General features: G+C 69.2%; 22 protein-coding genes and 1 tRNA gene. 13 read left to right on the top strand and 10 right to left on the bottom strand.

Annotated features, from left to right (window positions below):
- Positions 1-15: 15 nt before the first annotated feature.
- Positions 16-1,044: a bile acid:sodium symporter family protein gene (locus L1Z78_RS16580; RefSeq protein ID WP_234637489.1), complete on the bottom strand. Its 1,029-nt coding sequence runs from the start codon at positions 1,042-1,044 to the stop codon at positions 16-18.
- 115 nt (positions 1,045-1,159) lie between these two features.
- Between L1Z78_RS16580 and L1Z78_RS16575 the strand changes: the two genes are divergently transcribed.
- Positions 1,160-2,080: a LysR family transcriptional regulator gene (locus L1Z78_RS16575; RefSeq protein ID WP_234637488.1), complete on the top strand. Its 921-nt coding sequence runs from the start codon at positions 1,160-1,162 to the stop codon at positions 2,078-2,080.
- Between the two features lie 4 nt (positions 2,081-2,084).
- Here the strand turns inward: L1Z78_RS16575 and L1Z78_RS16570 are convergent, their stop codons facing one another.
- Positions 2,085-2,816 carry a type 1 glutamine amidotransferase gene (locus L1Z78_RS16570; RefSeq protein WP_234637487.1) on the bottom strand — a complete coding sequence of 244 codons (732 nt, stop codon included), beginning with the start codon at positions 2,814-2,816 and terminating at the stop codon, positions 2,085-2,087.
- Between the two features lie 155 nt (positions 2,817-2,971).
- Entirely contained in the window at positions 2,972-3,883 is a 912-nt protein-coding gene (locus L1Z78_RS16565) for a DMT family transporter (RefSeq protein ID WP_234637486.1), read from the bottom strand.
- 14 nt (positions 3,884-3,897) lie between these two features.
- Here L1Z78_RS16565 and L1Z78_RS16560 point away from each other — a divergent pair, with 14 nt between their 5' ends.
- From L1Z78_RS16560 to L1Z78_RS16535, 6 genes are all read left to right on the top strand, one after another.
- Positions 3,898-4,467 (top strand): helix-turn-helix domain-containing protein, encoded by a 570-nt coding sequence (locus tag L1Z78_RS16560; RefSeq protein ID WP_234637485.1) that lies wholly within the window; start codon positions 3,898-3,900, stop codon positions 4,465-4,467.
- A gap of 120 nt (positions 4,468-4,587) precedes the next feature.
- The gene (locus tag L1Z78_RS16555; protein WP_234637484.1) at positions 4,588-6,198 is read left to right on the top strand and encodes an acyl-CoA carboxylase subunit beta; all 1,611 of its coding nucleotides are present in this window, start codon (positions 4,588-4,590) and stop codon (positions 6,196-6,198) included.
- A 102-nt stretch (positions 6,199-6,300) separates the two neighbouring features.
- Positions 6,301-7,467 (top strand): acyl-CoA dehydrogenase family protein, encoded by a 1,167-nt coding sequence (locus tag L1Z78_RS16550; RefSeq protein WP_234637483.1) that lies wholly within the window; start codon positions 6,301-6,303, stop codon positions 7,465-7,467.
- Between the two features lie 14 nt (positions 7,468-7,481).
- Positions 7,482-9,536 (top strand): acetyl/propionyl/methylcrotonyl-CoA carboxylase subunit alpha, encoded by a 2,055-nt coding sequence (locus L1Z78_RS16545; protein WP_234637482.1) that lies wholly within the window; start codon positions 7,482-7,484, stop codon positions 9,534-9,536.
- Positions 9,533-11,419, top strand: a complete 1,887-nt coding sequence (locus tag L1Z78_RS16540) for an acyclic terpene utilization AtuA family protein (protein ID WP_234637481.1) — start codon at positions 9,533-9,535, stop codon at positions 11,417-11,419. The genes L1Z78_RS16545 and L1Z78_RS16540 overlap by 4 nt, the downstream gene beginning before the upstream one ends.
- A 12-nt stretch (positions 11,420-11,431) precedes the next feature.
- Positions 11,432-12,481 carry a Bug family tripartite tricarboxylate transporter substrate binding protein gene (locus L1Z78_RS16535; protein ID WP_234637480.1) on the top strand — a complete coding sequence of 350 codons (1,050 nt, stop codon included), beginning with the start codon at positions 11,432-11,434 and terminating at the stop codon, positions 12,479-12,481.
- Positions 12,482-12,505: 24 nt separating this feature from the next.
- Here L1Z78_RS16535 and L1Z78_RS16530 read toward each other — a convergent pair whose 3' ends face one another.
- Positions 12,506-13,375, bottom strand: a complete 870-nt coding sequence (locus tag L1Z78_RS16530) for a LysR family transcriptional regulator (protein WP_234637479.1) — start codon at positions 13,373-13,375, stop codon at positions 12,506-12,508.
- 82 nt (positions 13,376-13,457) lie between these two features.
- Here L1Z78_RS16530 and L1Z78_RS16525 point away from each other — a divergent pair, with 82 nt between their 5' ends.
- Complete coding sequence (locus tag L1Z78_RS16525; RefSeq protein ID WP_234637478.1) at positions 13,458-14,321, top strand: enoyl-CoA hydratase/isomerase family protein; 864 nt, start codon at positions 13,458-13,460, stop codon at positions 14,319-14,321.
- 20 nt (positions 14,322-14,341) lie between these two features.
- Entirely contained in the window at positions 14,342-15,523 is a 1,182-nt protein-coding gene (locus L1Z78_RS16520) for a CaiB/BaiF CoA transferase family protein (RefSeq protein WP_234637477.1), read from the top strand.
- Positions 15,524-15,526: 3 nt separating this feature from the next.
- Here L1Z78_RS16520 and L1Z78_RS16515 read toward each other — a convergent pair whose 3' ends face one another.
- A complete protein-coding gene (locus L1Z78_RS16515; protein WP_234637476.1) occupies positions 15,527-16,276 on the bottom strand; it encodes a TetR/AcrR family transcriptional regulator in 750 nt (249 codons plus the stop codon).
- A gap of 141 nt (positions 16,277-16,417) precedes the next feature.
- On the opposite strand from L1Z78_RS16515, the gene L1Z78_RS16510 reads away from it, so the two are divergent.
- The 3 genes from L1Z78_RS16510 to fahA are packed head-to-tail and all read left to right on the top strand — an operon-like array spanning position 16,418 to position 19,891.
- Complete coding sequence (locus tag L1Z78_RS16510; protein WP_234637475.1) at positions 16,418-17,647, top strand: MFS transporter; 1,230 nt, start codon at positions 16,418-16,420, stop codon at positions 17,645-17,647.
- A 34-nt stretch (positions 17,648-17,681) separates the two neighbouring features.
- Entirely contained in the window at positions 17,682-18,491 is an 810-nt protein-coding gene (locus L1Z78_RS16505) for a cyclase family protein (protein ID WP_234637474.1), read from the top strand.
- An 8-nt stretch (positions 18,492-18,499) separates the two neighbouring features.
- Positions 18,500-19,891 (top strand): fumarylacetoacetase, encoded by a 1,392-nt coding sequence (gene fahA, locus L1Z78_RS16500; RefSeq protein ID WP_234637473.1) that lies wholly within the window; start codon positions 18,500-18,502, stop codon positions 19,889-19,891.
- A gap of 4 nt (positions 19,892-19,895) precedes the next feature.
- Here the strand turns inward: fahA and L1Z78_RS16495 are convergent, their stop codons facing one another.
- From L1Z78_RS16495 to L1Z78_RS16480, 4 genes are all read right to left on the bottom strand, one after another.
- On the bottom strand, positions 19,896-20,906 hold the full coding sequence (locus L1Z78_RS16495) for a tripartite tricarboxylate transporter substrate binding protein (RefSeq protein WP_234637472.1): 1,011 nt from the start codon (positions 20,904-20,906) through the stop codon (positions 19,896-19,898).
- Between the two features lie 47 nt (positions 20,907-20,953).
- Positions 20,954-21,847, bottom strand: a complete 894-nt coding sequence (locus L1Z78_RS16490) for an NAD(P)-dependent oxidoreductase (protein ID WP_234637471.1) — start codon at positions 21,845-21,847, stop codon at positions 20,954-20,956.
- A 17-nt stretch (positions 21,848-21,864) separates the two neighbouring features.
- Positions 21,865-23,316 (bottom strand): aldehyde dehydrogenase, encoded by a 1,452-nt coding sequence (locus tag L1Z78_RS16485; protein WP_234637470.1) that lies wholly within the window; start codon positions 23,314-23,316, stop codon positions 21,865-21,867.
- Between the two features lie 239 nt (positions 23,317-23,555).
- On the bottom strand, positions 23,556-24,278 hold the full coding sequence (locus L1Z78_RS16480; RefSeq protein WP_234637469.1) for an IclR family transcriptional regulator: 723 nt from the start codon (positions 24,276-24,278) through the stop codon (positions 23,556-23,558).
- 189 nt (positions 24,279-24,467) lie between these two features.
- On the opposite strand from L1Z78_RS16480, the gene L1Z78_RS16475 reads away from it, so the two are divergent.
- Positions 24,468-25,706 carry an MFS transporter gene (locus L1Z78_RS16475; protein WP_234637468.1) on the top strand — a complete coding sequence of 413 codons (1,239 nt, stop codon included), beginning with the start codon at positions 24,468-24,470 and terminating at the stop codon, positions 25,704-25,706.
- A gap of 44 nt (positions 25,707-25,750) precedes the next feature.
- On the opposite strand, the gene L1Z78_RS16470 is transcribed toward L1Z78_RS16475, so the two are convergent.
- Positions 25,751-25,826 (bottom strand) — tRNA-Thr (locus L1Z78_RS16470).
- Between the last annotated feature and the right edge of the window lie 4 nt (positions 25,827-25,830).

The raw sequence follows: 25,830 nt of genomic DNA, 5'->3' as shown, positions 1-25,830 counted from the left end.
CGCTGCTGGAGAGCCCTACTTGGCCGGCGCAGCGTTCGCCTTGGCGGCAGGTGCCGCTCCGTCCTCGATGGCCTCGGGGTGCTGGGGCCGGCGCGCATAGCGCTGGGCCAGCACGGCACAGACCATGAGCTGCAACTGGTGGAAGATCATCAGCGGCAGCACGATGGCGCCCACGGCGCTGGACTCGAACAGCACCTTGGCCATGGGCACGCCGCTGACCAGGCTCTTCTTGGAGCCGCAGAACACCAGGGTGATCTCGTCTTCCTTGGAAAAGCCCAGGCGGCGCGCGGTCCAGGAGGTGATGACCAGCACCAGGGCCAGCAGGATGGACGACAGCAGCAACAGGCCCAGCAGGGCGGGCAGGGGCGTCTGCTGCCACAGGCCGCTGATCACGGCGGCGCTGAAGGCCGTGTAGACCACCAGCAGGATGGAGCCCTGGTCCACGAACTTCACGCGCTTGGCATGGCGCGAGATGAAGCCGCCGATCGCCGGACGCAGCAGATGGCCGGCCACGAAGGGCAGCAGCAGCTGCACGGCGATCTTGCCGATGGCCTGCAGCGCATCGCCGCCCTCGGCGCTCTTGTGCAGCAGCATGCTGACCAGGATGGGGGTGATCACGATGCCCATCAGCGTCGAGGCCGAGGCGCTGCACACGGCCGCCGGCATGTTGCCGCGCGCCATGGCCGTGAAGGCAATGGCCGACTGCACCGTGGCCGGCAGCGTGCACAGGAACAGCACGCCCATGTACATCTCCGGCGTGACCAGGGGTTCGAGCACCGGACGCAATGCCCAGCCCAGCACGGGGAACAGCACGAAGGTGGCCGCGAAGATGGTCAGGTGCAGCCGCCAGTGGCCGATGCCCGCGAAGATGGCCTCGCGCGAGAGCTTGGCGCCGTGCAGGAAGAACAGCAGGCTGACCATCAGCGTGGTCGCCACCTCCAGCCATTGGGAAATCCGGCCCGAGGCGGGCAGGAAGCTGGCCAGTGCCACGGTGGACAGCAGCATCAGCGTGAAATTGTCGGGGGCGAAGCGGGGGCGTGCCATGGAAGAACTCTCTCGATCGGAAGCCGCGGCGCCTGCCGCGGCAATGGCCCCGATTGGACGCCAGCCGTATTGAAAAGAGAAATGGATTTATCTGATGGTTTTATAATTTTTTCTCATGAATATCAGCCTGCGCCAGCTGCGCGCCTTCCTGGCCGTGGCCGAAAGCCGCAACTTCAGCCGCGCGGGCGAGCTGATGGCCCTGACCCAGCCCGCCGTCAGCCGCAACGTCACCGAACTGGAGCAGGCCCTTGGCGTGCAACTGCTGCATCGCACGACGCGCGAGGTGGAGTTGACCGAGGCCGGCCGTCTGCTGCAGGGCAATGTGACGCGCGTGCTCGATGCGCTGGATGAATGCCTGCTCGAAGTCAGCGGCCTGGCCACGCAGCGCCTGGGCAAGGTGCGCGTGGCCAGCAGCCCCACGCTGTCGGCCCATCTCATGCCACGCTGCATCGCACGCTGCCGCGAGCAGGCACCCGGCATCGAACTGCTGTTGCTGGACCGCATCCAGAGCGACGTGCTGCAAAGCGTGCGCAGCGGCGAGGTGGACTTCGGCGTGGTCATCGACCCCCAGGGCCGCGACGACCTGCACTGCGAAACCATCCTGAGCGAACCCTTCAGCCTGGTCTGCCCGGCCTCGCACCGGCTGGCGCGCAAGCGCCAGGTCGCCTGGAGCGAACTGGCCCGCCAGCCGCTGGTGCTGCTGGACCATGCGTCGGGCAGCCGGCGCCTGATCGACGCGGCCCTGCAATCCCACCAGGCCAAGGCGCCCGTGGTGCAGGAAGTCGGCCACACGACCACCATCTTCAGCATGCTGCAGGCGGGCCTGGGCCTGAGCGTGGTGCCGGAGCTGGCCATTCCCGCCGAGTGGCGCAGCGCCCAGGCCGACGGCGCAGCCCCTGCACAGGCCCTGGCCAGCCGCCCGCTGCTGCCGCGCGTGCAGCGCGACATCATGCTGGTGCGCCGCCGACAGCGCGAGCTGTCGCCCGTGGCACAAAGCGTGTGGGACCTGGTGCGGGGGGAGGCGGGGCTGCTGTGACGGTTTAGCGCAACGCTGAACCCACGGCAAACACCCGGGGCCGCTCCAGCTGCGCAGTCCAGGCACCGTAGGCACGCTGCGCCAGGGCCTGCAGCGCGGGCAGGCACAGGTCGATCTGCCGCAGGATCTGCCACTCGGTCTGCGCGGCGGGGCCGCGTGCCAGCAGCAGTTCGTCATGGCCCTGCGCGCACCATTCGGCGATGCTGGCTGCCGTCACCTCCATGTGCCCCTGGAAGGCCCAGTGCCGGCCATGGCGAAAGCCCTTGTTCAGGCAGTGGCTGCCATACATGGTGCGCACGGCGCCGCGCGGGATCTCGAAGGTGTCGTAGTGCCAGTGGAACAGGGTGGCCTGGCGCGGCAGGTCCATGAGGCGCTGGGCGGCGGCCGTGACCCAGACGCGGCTCCAGCCGATGTTGGGGCAAGGGTTGCGCCAGACCCGTGCGCCCATGGCGCGCGCCAGCATCTGGGCGCCGAAGCAGTGGCCCAGCACCGGCACGTCATGGCGCAGCGCATCGGCCAGCAGGGCCTGTTCGTCGGCCATCCAGGGCCGCCCCTCGTTCACGCAGTGGTTGCTGCCCAGCACCACGATGCCGCTGTAGTCGCGGGCCTGCACGGGCGCGCGGCCTTCCAGGGCCGGGTGTAGCAGACGGAAGGGAATGCACTGCTGCTCCAGGTGCTCGCGCAGGATGCCGGGGCCCTGGGCGGATTCGTGCTGGAGGATGGCGACAGGTCTCATGGCGGAACGGCTTCACGCGAAGCCTTTTGTTGCGAGACCTTCACTCTAGGCAGGGCTGCCTCAAGAACGGATCGTGTTTGCCGCCAGCGGCATCAAGGGCGCATCAAGAGTGCGCCATGAATCCGCGCTTGAAGGCCCGGGGCATGCCGCCCGGCTCAGGCGGGCGCGGTGCCGGCCTTGCGCCTCGTCCATTTCAGCTCGCTGACCAGCACGCCGCCCACGATGAGCGCGGCGCCCAGGATGGCCAGGCCCGGCAGCCGGTCGCCCGCCACCCGTCCCACGATGCCGGCCCAGACGGGCTCGCTGGCATAGATCACGGTGGCGCGCGTGGGCGACAGGGACTTCTGGGCCCAGTTCATGGTCAGCTGGATGATGACGCTGGCGCAGGCCATGCCCACGGCGGCCACCAGCCAGACCCAGGAGAAGTCGGGCACCGACTCGCCCGCCACCGGCATGGCCAGCAACGCGAGCACGCCAGCGGCCAGCAGTTGCACCGTGGTCACGCGGCGTGCATCGACCTTGCCCGCGAAATGGCCGATCAGCAGCACCTCGGCGGCAATCGCCAGCGTGCTCAGCATGGTGGCGATCTCGCCCACGCTCAGCCCCAGCCCGCCGGATTCGGGGCCCGCCACCAGCAACAGGCCCGTGAAGGCCAGGCCGATGCCGATCCAGCTCATCAGGCGCGGCGGCTTGCCCATGACCAGCCACTGCAGCAGCGGCACGATGGGCACATACAGCGCGGTCAGAAAGGCCGACTTGCTGCTGCTGATGGTCTGCAGGCCGAAAGTCTGCAGACCGTAGCCCAGGAAGATGCTGGCGCCGATGGCCATGCCCGCCACCACTTCGGTGCGTGTGAGCCCCGCCATCACCTTGCGAAAGACCACCAGCCCGATGATGCCGGCCGTGACGAAGCGCAGGCCCACGAAGAACAGCGGCCCGCTGTACTGCATGGCCAGGTGGACCACGAGAAAGGTGCCGCCCCAGACCATGGTGACGGCGATCAGCGCCAGTTCCTGGCGGCTCGGCAGCGGTGGGGAGGGAATGTGGGAAGATGGCGTGCGCAGCATATTGCGCACATCATATGAGAAATATATTGCACAGCGCTGGCGGGCGCTCCGATGTCCTGGCTTTCGTCAGCGAAAACCTGCGCCGCCTGCGCCAGCGTGCCGGCCTGAGCCAGGCGGCCCTGGCCGAGGCCGCAGGCCTGAGCCGGCGCATGGTCGTGCAGCTGGAAGGGGGCGACACCAACATCAGCCTGTCCAGCCTGGACCGGCTGGCCGACGCGCTGGGCGCCAGCTTCATCGAAATCGTCAGCGACCCGGCCGCGCAGCGCCTGCGCATGGACGCCATGGCCTGGCGCGGCACCCGGCCCGAAAGCCAGGCCATGCTGCTGGGCAGCGTGCCCGCCACGCGCGAGGCCCAACTGTGGTCATGGTCCCTGGGACCCGGCGAACGCTACCAGGCCGAACCCGACCCGGAAGGCTGGCACGAGATGATCGTGGTGATCGAGGGTCGCCTGCTGGTGGATCTGAGCGAAGGCCCCATGACCATCGAGGCTGGCGACTATGCCATCTACGGCAGCGCCCAGGACTACGCTTATGTGAACTTGCACGAAGGCGTGACGCGCTTCATCCGGAATGTGATTTCCTGAGAAGCGATCGAGTCCGATCCATAAGGGTTTCTTATCCTTGCAGCCCTGAACTTGTTGTTGGAACTGCGCGCAAGCCTCTGACATCATGGCCATCCATAAGCAGAGCAATGGAGACAAGCCATGGATGCCAAAGTGCAGCCCCCCGGGCTGGAAGGCGCAGCGCAGCGCAACCGCCGCCATATGCAGGAGCGCCTGGACGAGGTGCGGCAGCTGGAGCAGCGCGCCGTGCAGCGTTCGGCGCGCGCGGCGCAGCAGTTCCATGCCCAGGGCAAGCTGCTGCCGCGCGAGCGGCTGGCACACCTGCTTGATGCCGACAGGCCTTTCCATGAACTGATGTCCCTGGCCGGCTATTGCAGCCTGGAGGACCCGGACCCCGCCACCAGCCTGCCCGGCAGCGCCTTGATCACGGGCATAGGCCATGTCTCGGGCGTGCGCTGCATGGTGGCCGTCAATGATGCGGGCATCAGCGCGGGGGCCATGCAGTCGCTCACGGGGCAAAAGCTCATGCGGGCGCAGGAGATCGCGCTGGCGCAAAAGCTCCCGCTGATCCAGCTGGTGGAGAGCGCGGGCGGCAATCTGCGCAAGTACCGGGTGGAGCGCTTCCTGGTGGGCGGCGGCATGTTCTACAACCTGGCGCGGCTGTCGGCGGCAGGGCTGCCCGTGGTGTCGCTGATCCATGGCTCCTCTGCGGCTGGCGGCGCCTACCTGCCGGGGCTGTCCGATTATGTGGTCATGGTGCGTGGCCAGGCCCGCGCCTACTTAGCAGGGCCCTCGCTGCTCAAGGCCGCCACGGGCGAGGAGGCCAGCGACGAGGAACTGGGCGGCGCCGACATGCATGCCGCCACCTCGGGCCTGGCCGACTACCTGGCCGACAACGACCTGGACGGCATCATGCGCGTACGCGAGATCATGGCCCGCATAGGCTGGACCGATGCGCCAGCCCCCGCCTGGCGGCCCCCGCGCCACGACGCAGAGGAGCTGCTGCAGATCATGCCGGCCGACACGCGCACGCCGGTGGACATGCGCGAGGTCATCGCGCGGCTGGTGGACGGATCGGACTTCCATGCCTTCAAGCAGGCCTTCGGCGCCCAGACGGTCTGCGGCTACGCGGCCATCGAAGGGCACGAGCTGGGCCTGCTCACCAACAACGGCCCGCTGGACAGCGACGGCGCCAACAAGGCCGCGCAGTTCATACAGCTGTGCGTCCAGCTGGGCCGTCCCCTGGTCTTCCTGCAGAACATCACGGGCTTCATGGTGGGGCGCGGCCATGAGGAGGCCGGAATGATCAAGCATGGTGCCAAGCTGATCCAGGCCTTGTCGAATGCACCCGTGCCGCGCTTCACGGTGATGTGTGGCGCCTCCTATGGCGCGGGCAACTACGGCATGTGCGGGCGCGCCTTCCGGCCCGACCTGCTGTTTTCCTGGCCCAACGCGCGCACGGCCGTGATGGGCGGCGAGCAGGCGGCCATGACCATGCGCATGGTGGCCGAAGCCGCCGCACGGCGCGCGGGCGCCGAGCCCGACGCGCAGGCCCTGGATGCGCAGGACCGGGACATCGTCCAGGCCTTCGACTCGCAGTCGGGCGCTATCCACACCAGCAGCCTGTTGCTGGACGACGGCGTGATCGACCCGCGCGAGACACGCGCCTGGCTGGCCATGGCGCTGGCCACGGCGGCCGGCGCGCGCCGGCGCGACCTGCATCCCGTGCAGTTCGGCGTGGCCCGCCTCTAGAGCGCTGAGGGCGGCCCCGCCATCCCTTCCCGCCTGGTGGCGCGGCGCCATGCCGCGCGGGCCCGGCTTCGCAAGTTCACAGCCCACCAAGGAGAGCACAGCATGATGACTTCCGACCATATCGCCCTGCAAGACAGCGTGCGCAGGCTGATCGCCAGGGAGATCGAGCCCCATGTCGATGAATGGGAGGCGGCCGAGATCTTCCCCGCCCACGAGGTGTTCAAGAAGCTGGGCGCGGCGGGCCTGCTGGGCGTGAACAAGCCCGTGGAATACGGTGGCATGGGCCTGGACTACAGCTACGAGATCGCATTCTGCGAGGCCATAGGCAGCATCAGCAGCGGCGGCGTGGGCATGGCCATTGCGGTGCAGACGGACATGGCCACGCCGGCGCTCACGCACTTCGGTTCGGACGCATTGCGCGAGCAGTTCCTCAAGCCCACGGTGGCGGGTGACATGGTGGTCTGCCTGGGCGTGTCCGAGTCGGGCGCGGGTTCGGACGTGGCCTCGCTCAAGACCACGGCGCGCAAGGACGGGGACGACTATGTCATCAACGGCTCCAAGATGTGGATCACCAACGCCACCCAGGCCGACTGGATGTGCCTGCTGGCCAATACCAGCGAAGGCGATGTGCACCGCAACAAGTCGCTGATCTGCGTGCCGCTGCGCGAGAACGGCAGGCTGCGCCCCGGCATCAGCATGCAGAAGATCCGCAAGGTGGGCATGTGGGCCTCGGATACGGCCCAGGTCTTCTTCGACGACGTGCGCGTGCCCCAGCGCTATCGCATCGGCGAGGAGGGCAAGGGCTTCACCTATCAGATGCGCCAGTTCCAGGAGGAACGCCTGAGCGGTGCCACTCGGCGCGTGACGGCGCTGGACAAGGTGATCCATGACACCATCGAATACACGCGCCAGCGCCAGGCCTTTGGGCGCTCCATCCTCGACAACCAGTCCGTGCACTTCCGGCTGGCCGAACTCAAGACCGAGGTGGAACTGCTGCGCTCGCTGATCTACCGCGCGGCCCAGGTCCATATGGGCGGCGGCGACATGACCCAGCTGGCCTCCATGGCCAAGCTCAAGGCCGGGCGCCTGTGCCGCGAGGTCACGGATTCCTGCCTGCAGTACTGGGGCGGCATGGGCTTCACCTGGGACAACAGCGTCTCGCGCGCCTGGCGCGACCTGCGGTTGATCTCCATCGGCGGCGGCGCCGATGAAATCATGCTGACCATCATCTGCAAGCACATGGGCACTTTGCCCCGGCGTGCGGATTGAGCGGGGAGCCGGACATGCGCTTCGACACCCTGCTGATCGCCAACCGTGGAGAGATCGCTCTGCGCATCATGCGCACGGCGCGGCGCATGGGCCTGCGCTGCGTGGCCGTGTATTCCGATGCCGATGCGCACAGCCCCCATGTGCGCCTTGCCGACCTGGCCGTGCACATAGGCCCCACGCCGGCCGACCAGAGCTACCGCGATGGCGCGGCGCTGATCGCGGCCTGCCGGCGTGCGGGCGCCCAGGCCCTCCATCCGGGCTATGGCTTCCTGTCCGAGAACGCGGACTTCGCGCAGGCCGTGGCCGATGCGGGGCTGGTGTTCGTGGGGCCCTCGCCGGGCGTGATCGACCTGATGGGCAACAAGGCCCGGGCCAAGCAGGCCATGGACGCCGCAGGCGTGCCCACGGTGCCTGGGGCGGCGGCCCATGGCGATGCGCGCCAGGTACTGGATGCCGCGCGGCGCATCGGCTTTCCTGTGATCCTGAAGGCTGCGGCGGGCGGTGGCGGCCGGGGCATGCGCGTGGTGCGCCGCGAAGATGAACTGGAGGCGCTGCTGCGCCAGGCGCGGTCGGAGGCGGCCAGCGCCTTCGGCTCGGACGAGATCATCCTGGAGCGCGCCATAGAGCATGGCCGCCATATCGAAGTGCAGGTGCTGTGCGACGAGCATGGCCGCTGCCTGCACCTGGGCGAGCGCGACTGCTCGACCCAGCGGCGCTTCCAGAAACTGATCGAGGAGGCGCCGTCGCCCGCCGTGGACGAGGCGCTGCGCCAGGCGATGGGCGAGGTGGCGCGCAAGGCCTGCGAGGCCATCGGCTACACGGGCGCAGGCACGCTGGAGTTCCTGCTGGACGCGCAGCGGCGCTTTTACTTCATGGAGATGAACACGCGCCTGCAGGTGGAGCATGGCGTGACCGAGCTGGTCACGGGGCTGGATCTGGTGGAGCAGCAGATCCGCATCGCCCAGGGCCAGCCGCTGGCGCCGGCACAGCAGGACGTGCGCCTGCGCGGCCATGCCATCGAGCTGCGCCTGTGTGCCGAAGACCCCTGGCAGGGCTACCTGCCCCAGGTCGGCACGGTGGGCCTGTGGCGCGCGCCGCCCGAGGTGCGTGCCGACACCTGCCTGGAGGATGGCGCCGAAATCGGGCCCTTCTATGACTCCATGGTGGCCAAGCTCATGGCCTGGGGCGACAGCCGCGAGGCCTGCCTGGCAAGCCTGCGCCAGGCCTGCGAACGCACGGCGCTGCTGGGCGTGCGCAGCAACCTGGGCTTTCTGCGCCGCTGCCTGGCGCATCCGCAGTTCGCTGCAGGCGAGGTGACCACGGATTTCCTGGGGCGCCAGGACCTGGGGCAGGACCCCTGGCGGCGCACACCCTCGCCCCATGCGCGTGCGGCGGCCGCGCTTTTGCTGGGCGGCGGCATCGGCCTGGCGGCAGGCGCCGTCGCTGCGGGCCGGATCACGGACCGGTTGCCGGGCCGGTCGCTGTGGCTGCGCGATGCCAGCCACCCGGCGTCGCCATCCCCGGCGCAGGGCTACACGCTGAGCCACACCGGGGGCGGGCTGCAACTGATCTGCGAGGATGGCCCGCCGCCCATGGCGCGCGGTGCCACCGATCCTGCGCCTGCGGCCCCCTCTCTCTCCGTTTCCTGGCAACTGGGCAATCTGCGCTGGGAGCCCCAGACGGGTCTGCTGGGGCTGGAGATCGACGGCCTGTACCGGCCACTGCACTGCCACCAGGACGCCAGCGGGCAGCTCTGGGTACAGGACGGTGCGGACAGCTTCGTGTTCGAGCGCCTGCTGCGCTTCGATGCCGGCCACGGCAGTGCGGGCGGGGGAGGGGCGTTGCGCGCGCCCATGAGCGGCCGTGTCATCGCCGTGCTGGTGGACGAGGGCCAGCGGGTGGAGCGGGGCGATACCCTGCTGGTGATCGAGTCCATGAAGATGGAAATGCCGCTGGCAGCGCCCGGCGCGGGCCGCATCGCGGCGCTGGGCGTGCGCCCGGGCATGCAGCTGGCCGCGGGCCAGGTGCTGCTGCAGGTGCGTGCCGATGAAGACAAGGAGCTGTCATGAGCCGCTTGAACCTACCGGACCGGCCCGCGCAGCACACGGTGCTCATCGGCGGTGCATCGGGTTTCTGGGGCGACTCCCAGATGGCCGTGCCCCAGCTTTTGCAGCAGCCGGGCCTGCAGTACCTGGTGTTCGACTACCTGGCCGAGACCACCATGTCCGTCCTGCAGCGCGCACGGCTGCGCTCGCCCGAACTGGGCTATGCCACCGACTTCGTGACGGCGGCGGTCGGGCCCCATCTGCGGGCCATCCGCGACAAGGGCGTGCGCCTGGTCTCCAATGCGGGGGGGCTGCATCCTGCAGGCTGCCGCGATGCCATCCTGGCGCTGGCGCGCGAGCAGGGCGTGCAGGTCAAGGTCGCCATCGTCACGGGCGACGATGTGCTGGACCGACAGCAGGACTTCGAGCCCTGGCTGCAGGAGCCGCTGCCCGCGCAGCTGCCGCCGCTGATGTCGGCCAACGCCTATCTGGGCGCCGGGCCCATCGCCCGTGCGCTTGACGGCGGCGCCGACATCGTGGTCACGGGCCGCTGTGTGGACAGTGCGGCGCTGCTGGGCATTGCCATCCACGAGTTCGGCTGGCGCATGGACGACTACGACCGCCTGGCCCAGGCCAGCCTGGCCGGCCACCTGGTCGAGTGCGGCGCCCAGGCCACGGGCGGCCTGTTCACCGACTGGGAGTCCGTCCCCGACTGGGCCGACATCGGCTATCCGCTGGTGCGCATGCAGGCCGATGGCGGCTTCGAGCTGTTCCAGCCCGCAGGGCGCGGGGGCCTTGTCACGCGCCAGACCGTGGGCGAGCAACTGCTCTACGAGATAGGCGATCCCTGCGCCTATGCGCTGCCCGACGTGGTCTGCGACTTCTCGCAGGTGCGCATCGAGGACCTGGCTGGCCATGGCGGCGAGGGCGGGCGCGTGCGCGTCGGCGGTGCACGGGGGCGCGCGCCAGGGCCGGGCTACAAGGTCACGGCCACCTACCAGCAGGGCTGGCAGATCGCCATCATGATGGCCATCCGTGGCCAGCGCGCCATGGACAAGGCCCGCCGCACGGCCCAGGCGCTGCTGGCGCGCACCCGTGTGCAGATGCGTGCGGCGGGCTTTGCCGACTATGGCGAAACGCTGGTGGAACTGCTGGGCGCCGAGTCCATGTACGGCCCCCACCGCCGCGTGGCCGATAGCCGCGAGATCGTGCTGCGCATTGCCGCGCGGCATGCGGACCGGCGCGCGCTGGGCTTTTTGCAAAAGGAAGCCTCCTCGGCCGGTACCTCCATGGGTCCGGGCACGCGCAGCCACTTCGGCGGCCGGTCCGAGGTGCAAAGCGTTATTCGCACCGCCTCCTTCCTGCTGCCCAAGGCGGCCGTGGCCGTGCAATGCCAGGTGGCGGCCGATGCCTTGCCGGTCCCGGTCCCGGTCCCGGTCACGGTCGCAGTTACGGCGGATGGGGTGGCGTCAGCCATCGCTGATGAGGCCGCCGTGGCGGAGGCTCCCGCCGCGATGCCGTCGGACGAGGACACCGTGCGTGTGCCGCTGGGCTGGATCGCCCATGGCCGCAGCGGCGACAAGGGGGACGACGCCAACATTGGCCTCATGGCGCGTGCACCGCAATGGCTGCCCGTGCTGCGCGAACAGGCCAGCGCCGATCGCGTGCAGGCCTACTTCGCCCACCTGGCCAGCGGGCCGGTCACGCGCTACGAACTGCCTGGCCTGGGCGCATTGAACTTCGTGCTGCGCCAGGCGCTGGGCGGCGGCGGCTCCTGCAGCCTGCGCTCCGATCCGCTGGGCAAGTGCTATGCCCAGATGCTGCTCGATATGGAAATCGACTGCCCGCGGGCCCTGGCTCCCCAGGGCCCGCCCGTGGCCGCCCGCGCGCCCGGCGCATCACTGTGAAGGAGATCGATCATGCAGACGCAGGAACTGGAAACCCCAGAGGGCTGCGGCCCGAGCACGTTCAGGCCCATGCCTATGCCCTCGTCCCGCCGCGCCTGGCTGCGGGGCGGCTGTGCCGCGGGCCTGGTGGCCGCGCTGCCACCGCTGGCCCTGGCGCAGGGCAGCCGTCTGGACAAGCCCGTGCGCATCGTCGTCGCCTACGGAGCGGGTGGCGCCTCGGACAGCATTGCGCGCTATGTGGGCGAGGCCATCGCCCAGCGCGGCGGCAAGCCCGCCATCGTGGAGAACCGGCCCGGCGCGGACGGCAACATCGCGGCCGAGTACGTGCTGCGCGCGCCCGGCGATGCCTACAACCTGCTGGTGTCGGGATCGTCCACGCATGCGGCCAACGCCACCATCTACCGCAAGCTGGGCTATAGCCCGCAGGGCGATTTCACGCCGCTGGCCACCATGGCGACCACGCCCTATGCCATGCTGGTCAACCCCCGGCGCATCGCCCAGGCCACGGCGACCGACTTCCTGGCCTGGGCGCGCAGGCAGGGATCGCAGCTGTCCTTTGCCAGCGCCAATGTGGGCGGGCGCATCGCGGGCGAGCGCTTCAAGCAGCTCACCCGGATCAATGCCGTCAACGTGCCCTACAAAAGCAGCGCCCAGGCCATGACGGACCTGATCGGCGGGCAATTCGACTACTACTTCTGCGACATGCTCACGGCGCTGCCCCAGGTCAAGGCCGGCACGGTGCATGCGTTGGCGCTGTCCAGCGCCCAGCGCATACCCAGCCTGCCCGATGTGCCCACCGTGGCCGAGCTGGGCTACCCCGACTTCGACGTGAGTTCCTGGATCGCCGTCTGGAGCGCCAGGGCCGCCACGCCGCCCGCCGTCTCGGTCCTGCTGTCGCAATGGGTGGGCGAGGCCCTGTCCAGCGCGGCGGGCAAGGACTTCCTGGTCGGCAAGGGACTGGTGCCCACGCCCGTGTCGCCCGAGCACCTGCTCTTCCTGCAGGAGCGCGATACCCGGCTGTGGGGGCGGATCATCACCGAGGCGGGCATGACGGCCCCCTGAGCCGGGGCAATGCGCCATGGCGACTCAACGCGGAGCGATCAGATGAAGCACTTTTCTTGCGCTGTCATCCAGCGCGTCGGCGCGCCAGTAAAGGTGAAACCGCATGGGGGCGAGGGCGGGCAGGCGGACCTGGGGGTCGAGCACGCGCACGTCTGGGGCCAGCATCTCCACCGTGCGGGCCGTGATGCCCAGGCCCGCACGCACGGCGGCACGCACACCGGCCAGGGTGGAAGTCTGGAAGGCCGCATGCCAGCCGATGCCGGCCTCGTCCAGGGCCTGCACCATGCTGCTGCGAAACGGGCAGGCGTTGTCCATGAGGATCAGCGGCACGGAGCTGCCGGCCTGGTGGTGGTAGCGCGCACCCGCGATCCAGGCCACGGGCGAGGTACGCAGCACCAGCTGCTCGAAGCCCGCATGGGCGGCAATGTCCACCAGCAGGTCCACGTCGCCCCGGCGCAGCGCCGAGGCCAGCCAGCGGCTGCGCCCCACCTGGATGTCGATGCTGAGCTTAGGAAAGTTCTCGGCGCACAGCTCCAGGTAGGCGGGCAGCAGGGCGTCCAGCGCGTCGGCGCAGACGCCTATGCGCACCGGGTGGGAGAAGGTCTCCTCGGTGATGGCGCGGTAGGCCTCGTCGTTGAGGCTGACCATGCGCCGCGCGTATTCCAGCAGCCGCGCGCCCTCGGTCGTCAGGCGCTTGCGCCGGCCCACGCGCTCGAACAGCGCGCAGCCCAGCAGGGCTTCCAGTTTTTGCATCTGCTGCGAGACCGCTGCCTGGGTACGGTAAACCTTCTCGGCGGCATTGGTGAAGCTCTCGCGCTCCGCCACGGCCACGAAGGTGCGCAGCAGGCTGATGTCGAGGTTGCGGGCCGTCATCGCGTGGCCGGTCCCTGCCATGTGGTCGGGTGCACTTTGTCTCCTTGCCAGCCTTCAAAGGCCTTCTTTCTTGTCTGAACGCCGCATTCCATCGGAGGAAACCATGTCCGACGCCATCCTAGACCAGGCCGCGCCCGCCTGCGTGCTCCGCACCATAGACGGGCCGGTCTGCACCATCCACCTGAACCGGGCCGAGGCCCGCAACCCGCTGGGCGCGGACACGGTGCAGGCGCTGTCCCAGGCCGTGCGCGAAGCCTCGCAGGCGCCAGGCGTGCGCGCCATCGTGTTCACGGCCGCCGGGACGGCCTTCAGTGCCGGAGGCAACCTGGGCAATCTCCAGGACCGGCTGGACGCACCGGCAGGCCGCGATGGCCGCGACCCCATCGCGGCCGGCAATCGCCGCTACGGGGACTTCCTCACCGAGCTGTCCTGCGTGCCCCAGGTCACCATGGCCTGTGTGCAGGGGCCGGCCATGGGCGGTGGCGCGGGCCTGGCCTGTGCGGTGGACATCGCCATAGGTTCGCCACTGGCCCGGTTCGGTTTTCCCGAGGCGTCCATCGGCCTGGTGCCCGGGCAGATCCTGCCCTTCGTGGCCGCGCGCCTGGGCCTGCAGGCAGCGCGCCGCCTGGTGCTGACGGCAGAGCGCATCGATGCCACCGAGGCCCATCGCATCGGCCTGCTCGACTACCTGGCCGAATCGCCGCAGGAACTCATGCCCCTGGCCCAGCGCGTGTTGCGCTCCATCCTGGCCACCGCGCCCCAGGCCTCGGCCGCCACCAAGCGCCTGCTGGGCGGGCTGCCCGTGGCGCCGTTGCCGGCCAGCGAGGCGCTGCAAGGCTACCTGGACGCGGCCGCCGACCTGTTTGCACGGCAGATGCGCTCGGAAGCGCCCGAAGGCGTGGCTGCCGCACGCGAGCGCCGGCCGGCCAGCTGGAACCAGGCGGCCGGCTTGAGCCTCGGCATTTGAAACACTCAAGGAGACTTGCAATGGCTGCCATGGACGGACTCAAGGTGATCGATCTCTCACGCGTGCTCGGCGGGCCGCTGTGCGCGCAGATCCTCGGCGACCACGGTGCCGACGTGCTCAAGATCGAAGGCCCCGACGGCGACGAGACGCGGACCTGGGGCCCTCCCTTCGATGCGGCCGGCATGGCCTCCTACTTCGCGGGCATCAACCGCAACAAGCGCACGGTCTGCCTGGACCTCTCGCGGGCCGAAGGGCGTGAAGTCGTGATGCGGCTGCTGGAAGATGCAGACGTGCTGATCGAAAACTTCAAGGTCGGCACGCTGGAGCGCTGGGGAATGGGCTTTGGCGAGGTTCTGCGCCAGCGCTTTCCGCGCCTGGTCCACTGCCGCGTGACAGGCTTTGGCACCACCGGCCCGCTGGGCGGACTGCCGGGCTACGACGCGGCCGTGCAGGCGCTCAGCGGCCTCATGAGCATCAATGGAGACCCCGATGGTGTGGCCACGCGCATGGGCGTGCCCATCGTGGACGTGACCACGGGCCTGAACGCCGTCATCGGCATCCTGATGGCGCTGCACGAGCGCGAGCGCAGCGGCCTGGGCCAGTCGGTGGAATCGGCCCTGTACGACAGCGCCATCTTCTCGCTATACCCGCACTCCATCAACACCTTGTTCACGGGCCGTGCACCCCAGCGATCGGGCAACGGCCATCCCAACATCGCGCCCTACGACACCTATGCCACGGCCACTGACCCCATCTACTTGGCCGTGGGCAACAACGGCCAGTTCCAGCGCCTGTGCGAAGCCCTGGGCCATGGCCACCTGTCCAGCGACCCACGCTATACCACCAATGCCCAGCGGGCCGTGCACCGCTTCGAACTCAAGCGCGATCTGGAGGCCGCCTTTGCCCGCTTCGATGCGCAGGCGCTGTTCGAGAAGCTGGTCGCCACGGGCGTGCCCTGCGGCGTGATCCACAACGTGGTCGAGGCCCTGGACCATCCCCACACCGCCCATCGCGGCATGGTGGCGGAGGTGGACGGCTTCCGTTCCGTGGCCTCGCCCGTGAAGCTGGGCCGCACCCCGGCCAGCTACCGCCTGCGGCCGCAGCAGCGGGGCCAGAGCACCCTGCAGGTGCTGCAGGAGGCGGGGCTGAGCGCCGCGCAGATCCGCCAGTTGCTGGACCGTGGGGTGGCGGTCCAGGCCTGATGTTCAGCGCCTGCCTCTCAAGCCTGTGCCAGCAGCTCTTGTACCCGCCCCTTTACCTGCCCCTTTACCCGGCCCGATGCCCGCCCGGATGCCGGCCACGATGAAGCGCACCAAGTAGTCAGCCTTGTGCTCGATGTCGCCCGCGCGCATGGCGCCGGCCGACAGGCGCTCGATGCGCTGGTCGAACACGCTCATCACCAGCGCTCCCACCGCGAACAGATAGGCCCAGTGCGCGTAGTCCGAGCCCAGCTCGGGCAGGGCCTGCTCGATGGCGCGGATGAACTCGACGGCGAAGGGGTCGAAGTAGTCCTGCACGATGCCGCGCTCGGCCTCGCGCGGGTCGGAGGTCTCGCGCGCGATCAGCCGGGCGTAGGCCAGGCCGGCCTCGCCGCCCTGGCCCTGGATCACCGGCAGCACGAAGGCCCGGGCGATGTGCTCCAGTGCGTCCTCGCCCTGCGCCAGCGGCTGGCGCAGGGCGGCCAGGCGCGCGTCCAGCACGGCCTTGTAGCGGTCGAACAGGGCACGGTACAGGTTCTTCTTGGTCTCGAAGTGGTAGACGATCAGCGGCAGCCCGACACCTGCGGCCGCGGCGATGTCGCGCATGGACACGCCGTCGAACCCGCCTTCGGCGAACAGGCGCTCGGCCGCGTCCAGGATGCGTTCGCGCTTGCTCGCGGTGGCGCCAGCGCCTGCGGCGGCGGGCGCTTCGTCCGGGCGGGCCTTTTTCGTCTTCGGCGGGGTGGTGCCTTGCATGCGTCTCCTTGATGCAGGCGCGATTGTAGGGAAAGGGCAGGGGACTGCCGCAGTTCCGGTCATGGTTTGTACCGATGAAAATACTGACTGTACGATCGTACAGTCGATGCAAACAACCACCGGAAACCGGGAGACAAGACTGTGACCCCCTCACCCAACACACTGAAGTGGCGCGTGCTGATCGGCTACTTCCTCAGCTACATGTTCGATGCCGTGGACATCATCATCCTGGCCATCGCCATGCCCTCCATCACCGCCTCGTTGCAGATCGGCCCCACGCAGGCGGGCCTGCTGGTGACGGCGACGCTGCTGGGCATTGGCCTGAGCGGCGTGGTGATGGGGCCGGTGGCCGATGCGCTGGGGCGGCGCAAGGCCTTGCTGCTGTCGCTGGCCACGTTTGGCGTGCTGACCATGGCCATCGCGGCTGCCACGGACTGGCGCCAGATCCTGGTGCTGCGTTTCCTGGCCGGCCTGGGCCTGGGCAGTGTCTGGAGCACGGCTGCCGCCCATGTGAACGAGTCCTGGCCGGCGCACCAGCGTGGCCGGGCCACCTCGTTCGTGCTCAGCGCGTTTTCGGTGGGCGCGGCGCTGGCCGCGGCTGCGGCCGCATATTTCCTGCCCGTGCATGGTTGGCGCGTGCTGTTCTTCGTGTGCGGGGCGGCGGTGTCCCTCGCCATCGTCTATGTCTGGCTGCGCGTGCCCGAGTCCCAGGCCTGGCTGGAACAGCGCCAGCAGCGCCGCAGCCACGGCGCAGGCACGGCGGCGCGGGCGCCTGGCATTGCCGCTCTGTTCGCGCCGGACCTGCTGCGGGTCACCGTGCTGGGCACGCTGACCTCGGCCCTGGCCCTGGCCGCCTACTGGGGTGCCAGCACCTGGCTGCCCACCTTTCTCGTCAAGGAGCGCGGGCTGGACATGGGCACCATGGCGCGCTTCATGGCCCTGCTCAATATCGGCATGTTCGTGGGCTACAACGCCTTCGGCCTGATCGCGGACCGCATCGGCAAGCAGCGGGCCGTGATCGTGTCGCTGGTGGGCACGGGCCTGGCCCTGCCGCTGTACATCCAGGCCACGGACCGCACGGTCCTGCTGTGGCTGGGCCCTGCCTTCGCCTTCTTCATGGCCTTCGCGGGGCTGATGGGCTCGTACTTTGCCGAGCTGTTTCCCACGCACCTGCGCGCCACGGGCACGGGCTTTTGCTTCAACGTGGGTCGCGGCATTTCCGCCTTCGCGCCGCTGGCCCTGGGCTCGCTGTCGGCCAGCCTGGGATTCGCCATGGGCATTGCGCTGTGCGGCGGCCTGTTCCTGGTGGCCGCCGCCGTGGTCGCAATGCTGCCGCGCGATGGCGCCGTGGCTACCCCCAGTGCGCGCTGATTCCCATCCCACACACGACTCCAAGGAGAACACCATGCCCCGCCGTTTTGTCGATCTGTCCATCTACCTGGAGAACGACGTCGTCTCCGACCCGCCGGCCTTCCGGCCCGAGATCCAGTACTTCACCCATGAAAACACGGTCGAGCAGATCGAGCCCTTTTTTCCGGGCCTGCGCAAGCAGGACCTGCCTGATGGGGAAGGCTGGGCGGTCGAGAAGGTCACGCTGTCCACCCACAACGGCACGCACCTGGATGCGCCCTTCCACTTCCACAGCACCATGGACAAGGCGCTGGGCGAGAAGAAGCCGGCCATCACCATCGACCAGGTGCCGCTGGAATGGTGCTTCCAGCCCGGCGTGAAGCTGGATTTCCGCCACTTCGCGGACGGTTACGTGGTGACGGCCGCCGACGTCGAGGCCGAGCTGCGACGCATAGGCCATGCACTGCAGCCGCTGGAGATTGTGGTGGTCAACACGGGCGCCGGCAGCCGCTACGGCAGCAACGACTATGTCTCGTCCGGCTGCGGCATGGGCTACGAGGCCACCATGTACCTGCTGGAGCGCGGCGTGCGCCTGACGGGCACCGATGCCTGGAGCTGGGATGCGCCCTTCGTCCACACGGCCGAGAAATACGCGGCCACGCGCGATGCCAGCCTGATCTGGGAAGGCCACAAGGCCGGGCGCGACATCGGCTATTGCCACATCGAGAAGCTGCACAACCTGGAGGCACTGCCGCCGGACGGCTTTTTCATCAGCTGCTTTCCGCACAAGATCCGCGGGGCCTCGGCCGGCTGGACGCGGGCCGTGGCCATCTTCGACGAAGCGCTGCTGGCGCAACCCGCCTGAGGAACGCCATGACTGCACTCGACCATACCCATGACGCCGGCGCCCGCAGCTGGCTGGCATCGGCCCAGGCGGCCGGCACCGACTTTCCCTTGCAGAACCTGCCGTTCGCGGTGTTGCGGCCGCAAGGCTCCGGGCAGGCCTTTCGCGGCGGCGTGGCCATCGGCGACCAGGTGCTGGACCTGGCGGCGCTGGCCGCCGCCGGCGTGCTGGACGGGCCCGCGCGCCAGGCGCTGGGCGCGGCGGCGCAGCCGGCGCTCAACGACTTCCTGGCCCTGGGGCCGCAGGCCTGGCGCGGGTTGCGCCATGCGCTGTTCGCGCTGCTGCACGCCGATGCCCCCGCGGCGCAGGCCGACGCGGCACGCGCATGCCTGCTCCCCCTGGCCGATGTCGAGTACGCGCTGCCCGCGCGCATCGGCGACTTCACGGACTTCTACACTTCGCTGGACCATGCGCTCAACTGCATGCGCATCATGTATCCCGAGGCGGACGTGCTCCCCAATTTCCGCTGGCTGCCGCAGGCCTACCATGGCCGGGTGTCGTCCATCGGCGTCAGCGGCCAGCGCTTTCACCGGCCCATGGGCCAGTACCTGCCGCAGGGCGCCGCCACGCCGGTGTTCCAGCCATGCGCGCGCATGGACTACGAGCTGGAACTGGGTTTCTGGATAGGGCCGGGCAATGCCCAGGGCCGCCCCATTGCCCTGGAGCGCGCCGAGGCGCATGTGTTCGGCGTCAGCCTGCTCAACGACTGGTCGGCGCGCGACATCCAGGTGTGGGAAATGGCCCCGCTCGGGCCCTTCCACGCCAAGAATTTCGCCACCACCGTGTCGCCCTGGATCGTGACGCTCGATGCCCTGGCGCCTTTTCGCACGGCCTGGACCCGACCGAGCGGCGATCCGCAGCCGCTGCCCTACCTGGAGTCCCCGGGCAACCGTGCAACCGGCGCCCTCGACATCCAGCTGGAAGTCTGGCTGCACAGCGAGCAGGCACGCGCGCAGGGGCGGGGGCCGGCGCGGCTGTCGGGCACCAGTTTTCGCCACCAGTACTGGAGCATGGCCCAGATGGTGGCCCACCACACGGCCGGCGGCTGCAACCTGCAGCCGGGCGACCTGATCGGCAGCGGCACCATCTCGGGCCCCGGTCCCGGCGAGGCGGGCGCCATGATCGAGCTGGCGCGCGGTGCGCAAAGCCCCGTGGATATCGGCGGTGGCGAGCAGCGCGGCTTTCTGCACGATGGCGACACGGTGGTGCTGCGCGGCTGGTGCGAGAAGCCGGGCGCCGCGCGCATCGGGTTCGGGGAGTGCCGGGGGACGGTGCTGGCGGTGGATGTGCCAGCCTTGCCCGCTGCCACCGGGGGCACCGGGGCCGCCAAGTGCCGGGCGGACAAGATGCCTTTCGGGTGATGCCTCAGCCGATGGCTGCGCCCGACTGCCTGGCGATGTCCTGCCACTTGCGCGTCTCGGCCTGCATGAAGGACTCGAAATCGGCCGGCGTGCTGGAGACCACCTCGCCGCCCAGGTCGATCAGGCGGGCGCGCAGTTCGGCTTGGTCCACCACGGCACGGATGTCGCGGCTGATGCGCTCGCGCAGTGGCGGTGCCAGGGCGGCGGGGGCCAGCACGCCGAACCAGGTGGCGGCCTCGAACCCGGCCAGTCCCGATTCGGCAAAGGTGGGAATGGCGGGCACCTTCTCCACGCGGCGGCCGTTGGCCAGGGCGATGGCCTTGAGCCGGCCCGAGGCGATATGCGGCAGCACCACGGTGAGGGTGGCGAACATGGCGTCCACCGAGCCGCCCATGAGGTCGGTGATGGCCGGGGCATCGCCCTTGTAGGGCACATGGACCAGGCGTGACCGCGTGGCCGTGTTGAACATCTCGCCGGCCAGGTGCTGGGCCGTGCCATTGCCGGGCGAGGCAAAGCTGGCCTTGTCCGGTTGGGCCTGCGCATGGCGGATGAAGCCGGCCAGGTCGCCGACGCCCAGGTCCGGGCGCACCACCAGCACCAGGGGCACCTTGGCGATCAGGCTCAGCGCCGCAAAATCCTTGAGCGGGTCGTAGTCCAGCTTCTTGTAGAGGGTGGCGCTGATGGTGTGGGCCGAGGTGGTCATGTACAGCAGGTGCCCGTCGCCCGGGCCGCGCGCCACCTGGGCCGCGGCCAGCGTGGTGCCGGCGCCGGGGCGGTTGTCTATGACCACGGGTTTGCTCCAGCGGGCGTGCAGCCGCTCGGCCACGGCGCGGGCCACGATGTCGGTGGCGCCGCCGGCCGCGTAGGGCACGACCATGCGCACGTTGTCCGTGGGGAAGCTGGCGGCGCGGTCCTGTGTGCGGTCCTGGGCTTGGACCAGGGCCGGCTGCAATGCAGGCGCCAATGCGGCGGCCAGGCCGCAGCGCAGTGCGCGGCGGCGGGTGGGATGGGGCATGTCTGTCTCCTCGGGGTTCTTGTCGTCTTTGCGCCGGCCCGGCGCGGTCAGTGATGGCCGGCGATCAGGCGGCTGATCACCGGGTGGTATTGCTCGCCCAGGCCGCTGTCCAGGGCCTGGGCGAACCAGGCATCGACCACGGCGGCGCCGCGTGCGTCCACGCCGGCCTCGCGGGCGAGCTGCAAGGCGTATTGCAGGTCCTTGCGTGCGTAGCGCACCGAGAAGGCGCGCTCGGGGAACTCGCCGGGCAGCACGGCCTTCATGCCGTGGTTGCGCAGCGCAAAGCTGTCAGCCGAGCCCTTGGACAGGGTGTCGAACAGCACGGCGGGATCGACGCCGGCCTTCTCTGCAATCGCCTTGGCCTCGCTGAAGGCGACGACGGTCTCGAACAGCACCATGTTGTTGAGGATCTTGAGCACCTGGCCGCAGCCCACGCGGCCGCACAGGGCGATGCCCGAGGCGAAGGTGGCGATCAGCGGGCGCAGCGCCTCGAACAGCGCGGGCTCGGCGCCCACCATCACGGCCAGGGTGCCGGCCTCGGCGGCGGCGCGGGTGCGGGCCACGGGCGCATCGGCAAACTGCACGCCGCGTGCCTGGAATTCCAGGGCCAGGGCGCGCGTGGTGTCGACGGGGGAGGTGCTCAGGTCCACGAGGGTCTGGCCTGCGCGCGCCGACTCCAGCAGCCCGCCGGGCTCGCGGCACAGACGGGCCACGACTTCGCCCGAGGGCAGGGACAGGAAGATGGTGGCGGCGCGCGCCATCACCTCGGCCGCGCTGGCGGCGGCCTGCACGCCATCGGCGGCCAGGCGCTGCAGGGGCGCGGGGTCCAGGTCGAAGGCGATCACGGGGGCGCCGGATTTCTGCGCCAGGTTGCGGCAGATGGGCTCGCCCATCACGCCCAGGCCGATGAAGCCGATGGGGTGCTTGTTGTCGGAGTGCATGGTGTGGCTCGGTGCTTTCATGCCATGGAGAAATAGATGCCCTTGGGCTGCTGGTACAGGCGCATGCCGCCCACGCCCTTTTCGCGGCCCAGGCCGCTGTCCTTGAAGCCACCGAAGGGCGTGGCGATCGACAGCTGCTTGTAGGTGTTGATCCAGACCGTGCCGGCCTCCAGCGCGCGTGCCACGCGCCAGGCGCGCGGGTAGTCGGCCGTCCACACGCCCGAGGCCAGGCCGAAGGCGCTGTCGTTGGCCTGGGCGATGAGGTCGTCCTCGTCCTCGAAGGGCAGCACGCACAGCACGGGGCCGAAGATTTCCTCCCGGGCGATGCGCGCGCTGTTGGCAATGCCGCCGATCACCGTGGGCAGATAGTAGGCGCCGGCGGCCAGCCGCGCTGCATCGGGCCGTGCTCCGCCCGCAAGGATCTCGGCGCCCGCTGCGCGTGCCGCTTCCACCATGCGCTCCACCCGGTCGCGCTGGGCGAAGCTGGCCAGCGGCCCCATCTGGGCGCCAGGCGCATCGGGCAGGTCCACGCGCAGTGCGCGGGCACGCTCCAGTAGGCTGCCCACCACCTGATCCAGTACGGAGCGCTGCACGAACAGCCGCGAGCCCGCCACGCAGGACTGGCCGCTGCCTTCGAAGATACCGTCGGCCACGGCCGCCACGGCGGCTTCCAGATCCGCATCGGCAAACACGATGTGGGGCGACTTGCCGCCCAGCTCCAGTGCCACGGGCATGAGCTTGCGCGCCGCCACTTCGGCGATGCGCCGGCCGCTTTCCGTGCCGCCCGTGAACGACACCATGCGCACCAGCGGATGGGCGACCAGGGCGGCGCCGGCTTCGGCGCCCGTGCCGGGCAGCACATTGAGCAGGCCCGGCGGCAGGCCGGCCTCCAGCGCGATGCGGCCCACGGCCAGGCCCGTGGACGGCGTGACCTCGGAGGGCTTGAGCACCACCGCGTTGCCAGCGGCCAGGGCGGGGGCGATCTTCTGGGCCTCCATGGTCAGCGGCGAGTTCCAGGGCGTGATGGCCGCCACCACGCCATAGGGTTCGTAGGCCGTCATCGACAGGTAGTTGCCGCGTGCGGGCGTCACCTCGGCGCCCGTGGTTTCGCAGACGGCGCCGTAGTAGCGGAAGGTGGCGGCGGCGCTGTGCACCTGCTTGACGCATTCACTCCAGACCTTGCCGTTTTCCAGCATCTGCAGCCGTGCCAGCCGTTCACTGTCGCGCTCCATGCGTTCGGCCATGCCATGCAGGATGCGCGCCCGGTGCATGGGCAGCATCTGCGCCCAGCTGCGCTGGCGCACGGCCTGGGCAGCATTGCAAACGGCTTCGTCAACCAGCGCCGCGCCGGCCGCGGCCACCTCGTGGTTGGGGGTGCCCGTGGCCGGGTTGACCGAAAGCAGCGCAGCGATGCCTTGCTCGCCGCCGCGGTCCTGCCCGGCGATGAGCAAAGGGTGGGGTTGTGTCATAAAAGTTCTTTCAGAGAAAACAACTGTTCTGTTTTTGCGAATTCTAGGATTGATGTCGCAAAAATCAGTATTGGTGTTTTTACTGTCAGAACTTTTGTTCTGTTTTCAAGGTTAGTCCTGGCGATGGAAGATGCAGGCATGCACGGGCAGCGCACCGGGCGCCAGGCCGGGTGCGCAGGAAAGATGGAAAGAGGAGGAGGGCAGAAGCTGCGCCGCGTGCGCAGAACGAACCCTGGTCGTCAGGCCAGCGGCCAGTTCCCGCCCAGGCTTTCGGTGGCGCGCCGGGCAGCGCTCGTCACCAGGGATTTCATGCCTTCAACCGCCAGCTCGGAAAAGCGCTCCAGCGGCCCGGACACCGAGATCGCGCCCAGCAGCGAGGCCGACGGCCCGAACACCGGCGCCGCAATCGCACCACACAGCGGATCGCGTTCGCCGAACGAGGTGAAGATCAGATCGGCCTGCGTGGGGGACGCCGGCAGGCCCGCCTCCAGCGTGGTGATGACCTTGCCCGCCGCACCGCGCGCCAGCGGCAGCAGATCCCCCACGCGCACGCGGTCCAGCGTGGAGTGGTGGGAGTCCAGGCGCATGACGCAAAGCCGGTGCTGCTGGTCGTGGCGCACGTGGAAGGACGGGCTTTCCGTTCCCTGGTCCACCAGCCACTGCAGCACGGGCTCGATGGCGCCCTGCAGGCCATGCGTCTGCTCGAAGGAGCGACCCAACACAAAGGCCAGCGGTCCCAGCGTGTACTTTTTGTCCGCCCGGTGCATGACCAGGCCCGCGCGCTCCAGCGAGGCCAGCAGGCGCAGCAGCGTGCTCTTGTACATCTGCGTGGCGTGCGACAGCTCCGTCAGCGTCAGCCCCCGGTTGGCGTGGGCCAGGGCCGTTGCAATGTGCAGCGCGCGGTCTACGGCCGCGACGCCGTCGTTCTTCTCGGTGGCTTCGGCGGGGGCAATGGTGGACATGGGGTGTCAAAAAGCGGGATGTTTGCACAAGGTACGGAAGACCGATCGTATGCCGGCTTTGGAACGCTGCAGGCCTTGCAGGTGCGACATCCCGGCCAACTCCGCTCTTTGTCCTTTAGTCCTGGGGTTGATACCTAATGTCTAAGCATGTATAGACAACTAAAGTCATGCAATACCAAGGAGATGCAAATGAGGCGAGACGGACTGTTCCGGGGCTGGTACATCGTGGGCGCCGTCCATGTGCTGCTGGCGCTGATCTTTGGCGCGGCCTATTCGTTCGGGGCGTTTTTTGCCAGCATCCAGGCCCAGTTCGGCGCCAGCCGCTTTTCCACGGCCTCCATCTTTTCCCTGACGGCCCTGATCTACTACGGCGTGGGCGTGTTCTCGGGCGCCTGGAGCGACAGGACCTCGGTGCGCACCGTCACCTCGGCCGGCATCGTGCTGCTGGCGCTGGGCTTTGTGGCCAGCAGCCTGCTGTCGTCATCGCTGGTTGTGTTCCTGGGTGCCTTCTGCATTCTGGTCGGCCTGGGCGTGGGCCTGGTGTATGTGCCCGCCGTCTCCACCATTGCGCGATGGTTCGTGTTGTGGCGCAGTTCGGCCTCCGGCATCGCCCTGGCGGGCACTGGGCTGGGCACCTTGCTCGGCCCCGTGGTGGCGGGTGCACTCATGGAGCACCTGTCCTGGCAACTGACCATGCAGGTCTATGCCGCAGCCATCGCACTGGCCGGCCTGGCTGCTGCGGCCGTCCTGCGCGGCAGGCCTGAGGAGCTGGGGCTGCATCCCGATGGCGTGCCTCCCGGCGGTGCCGAGGCTGCAGGGCAGGCGGACCAAGGCCGGGATGTGGGTCTGGGGCAAGCTGCCCGGCAGGCGCGCTTTTGGTGGTATTTCGCCGCCATCTTCTTCGGCTCCATCGGCCTGTTCCTGGCGCTGATCCACATCAATCCGCTGGCACGTCAGCAGGGGCTGCCTGCCGCGCAGGCCAATCTGCTGATCGGGCTGATCGGCGTGGGCAATGTGCTCGGGCGTCTGGTGCTGGGGCGCCTGGGCGACAGGATGGGTCCGCTGCGCTTTCTGATGGTGCTGACCGTGTCCCTGGCCGTGCTGTGCGGGCTGTGGTCCATGGCGCAGGGCTTCACGGCCCTGGCAAGCTTCGCGCTGGCATTCGGTGCGGTCAATGGCGGCTGCATCGCGCTGTACCCGGCCGTGGCTGCCACCTGGTTTGGCACTCGGAGCCTGGGCGCCATCCTGGGCGCGCTCTACGTTTCGGTCGGTATTGCTGCCGTGGCCGGGGGCAGCCTGGCGGGGCTGTTGTTCGATCTGTCGGGCAGCTACACATCGTCCATCCTGCTGGCGGGCGGCAGCGCCGTACTGTCGGCCCTCGCAGTACGGATGGCGGCGCGCGCAGGAGGCGCGAAGCCACGAGCATGACCCAACGAAAAGCCCCAGGCTCTTGCGAACCTGGGGCTTCAAAGTGGTGCCGGAGACATGAATCGAACACGCGACCTTCTCATTACGAATGAGCTGCTCTACCAACTGAGCTACACCGGCGACA

It is taken from the genome of Delftia tsuruhatensis, assembly GCF_903815225.1.
Lineage (GTDB): Bacteria > Pseudomonadota > Gammaproteobacteria > Burkholderiales > Burkholderiaceae_C > Comamonas > Comamonas tsuruhatensis_A.
The sequence above is the reverse complement of the archived record's forward strand: the minus strand, read 5'-3'. Positions and strand labels throughout refer to the sequence as shown.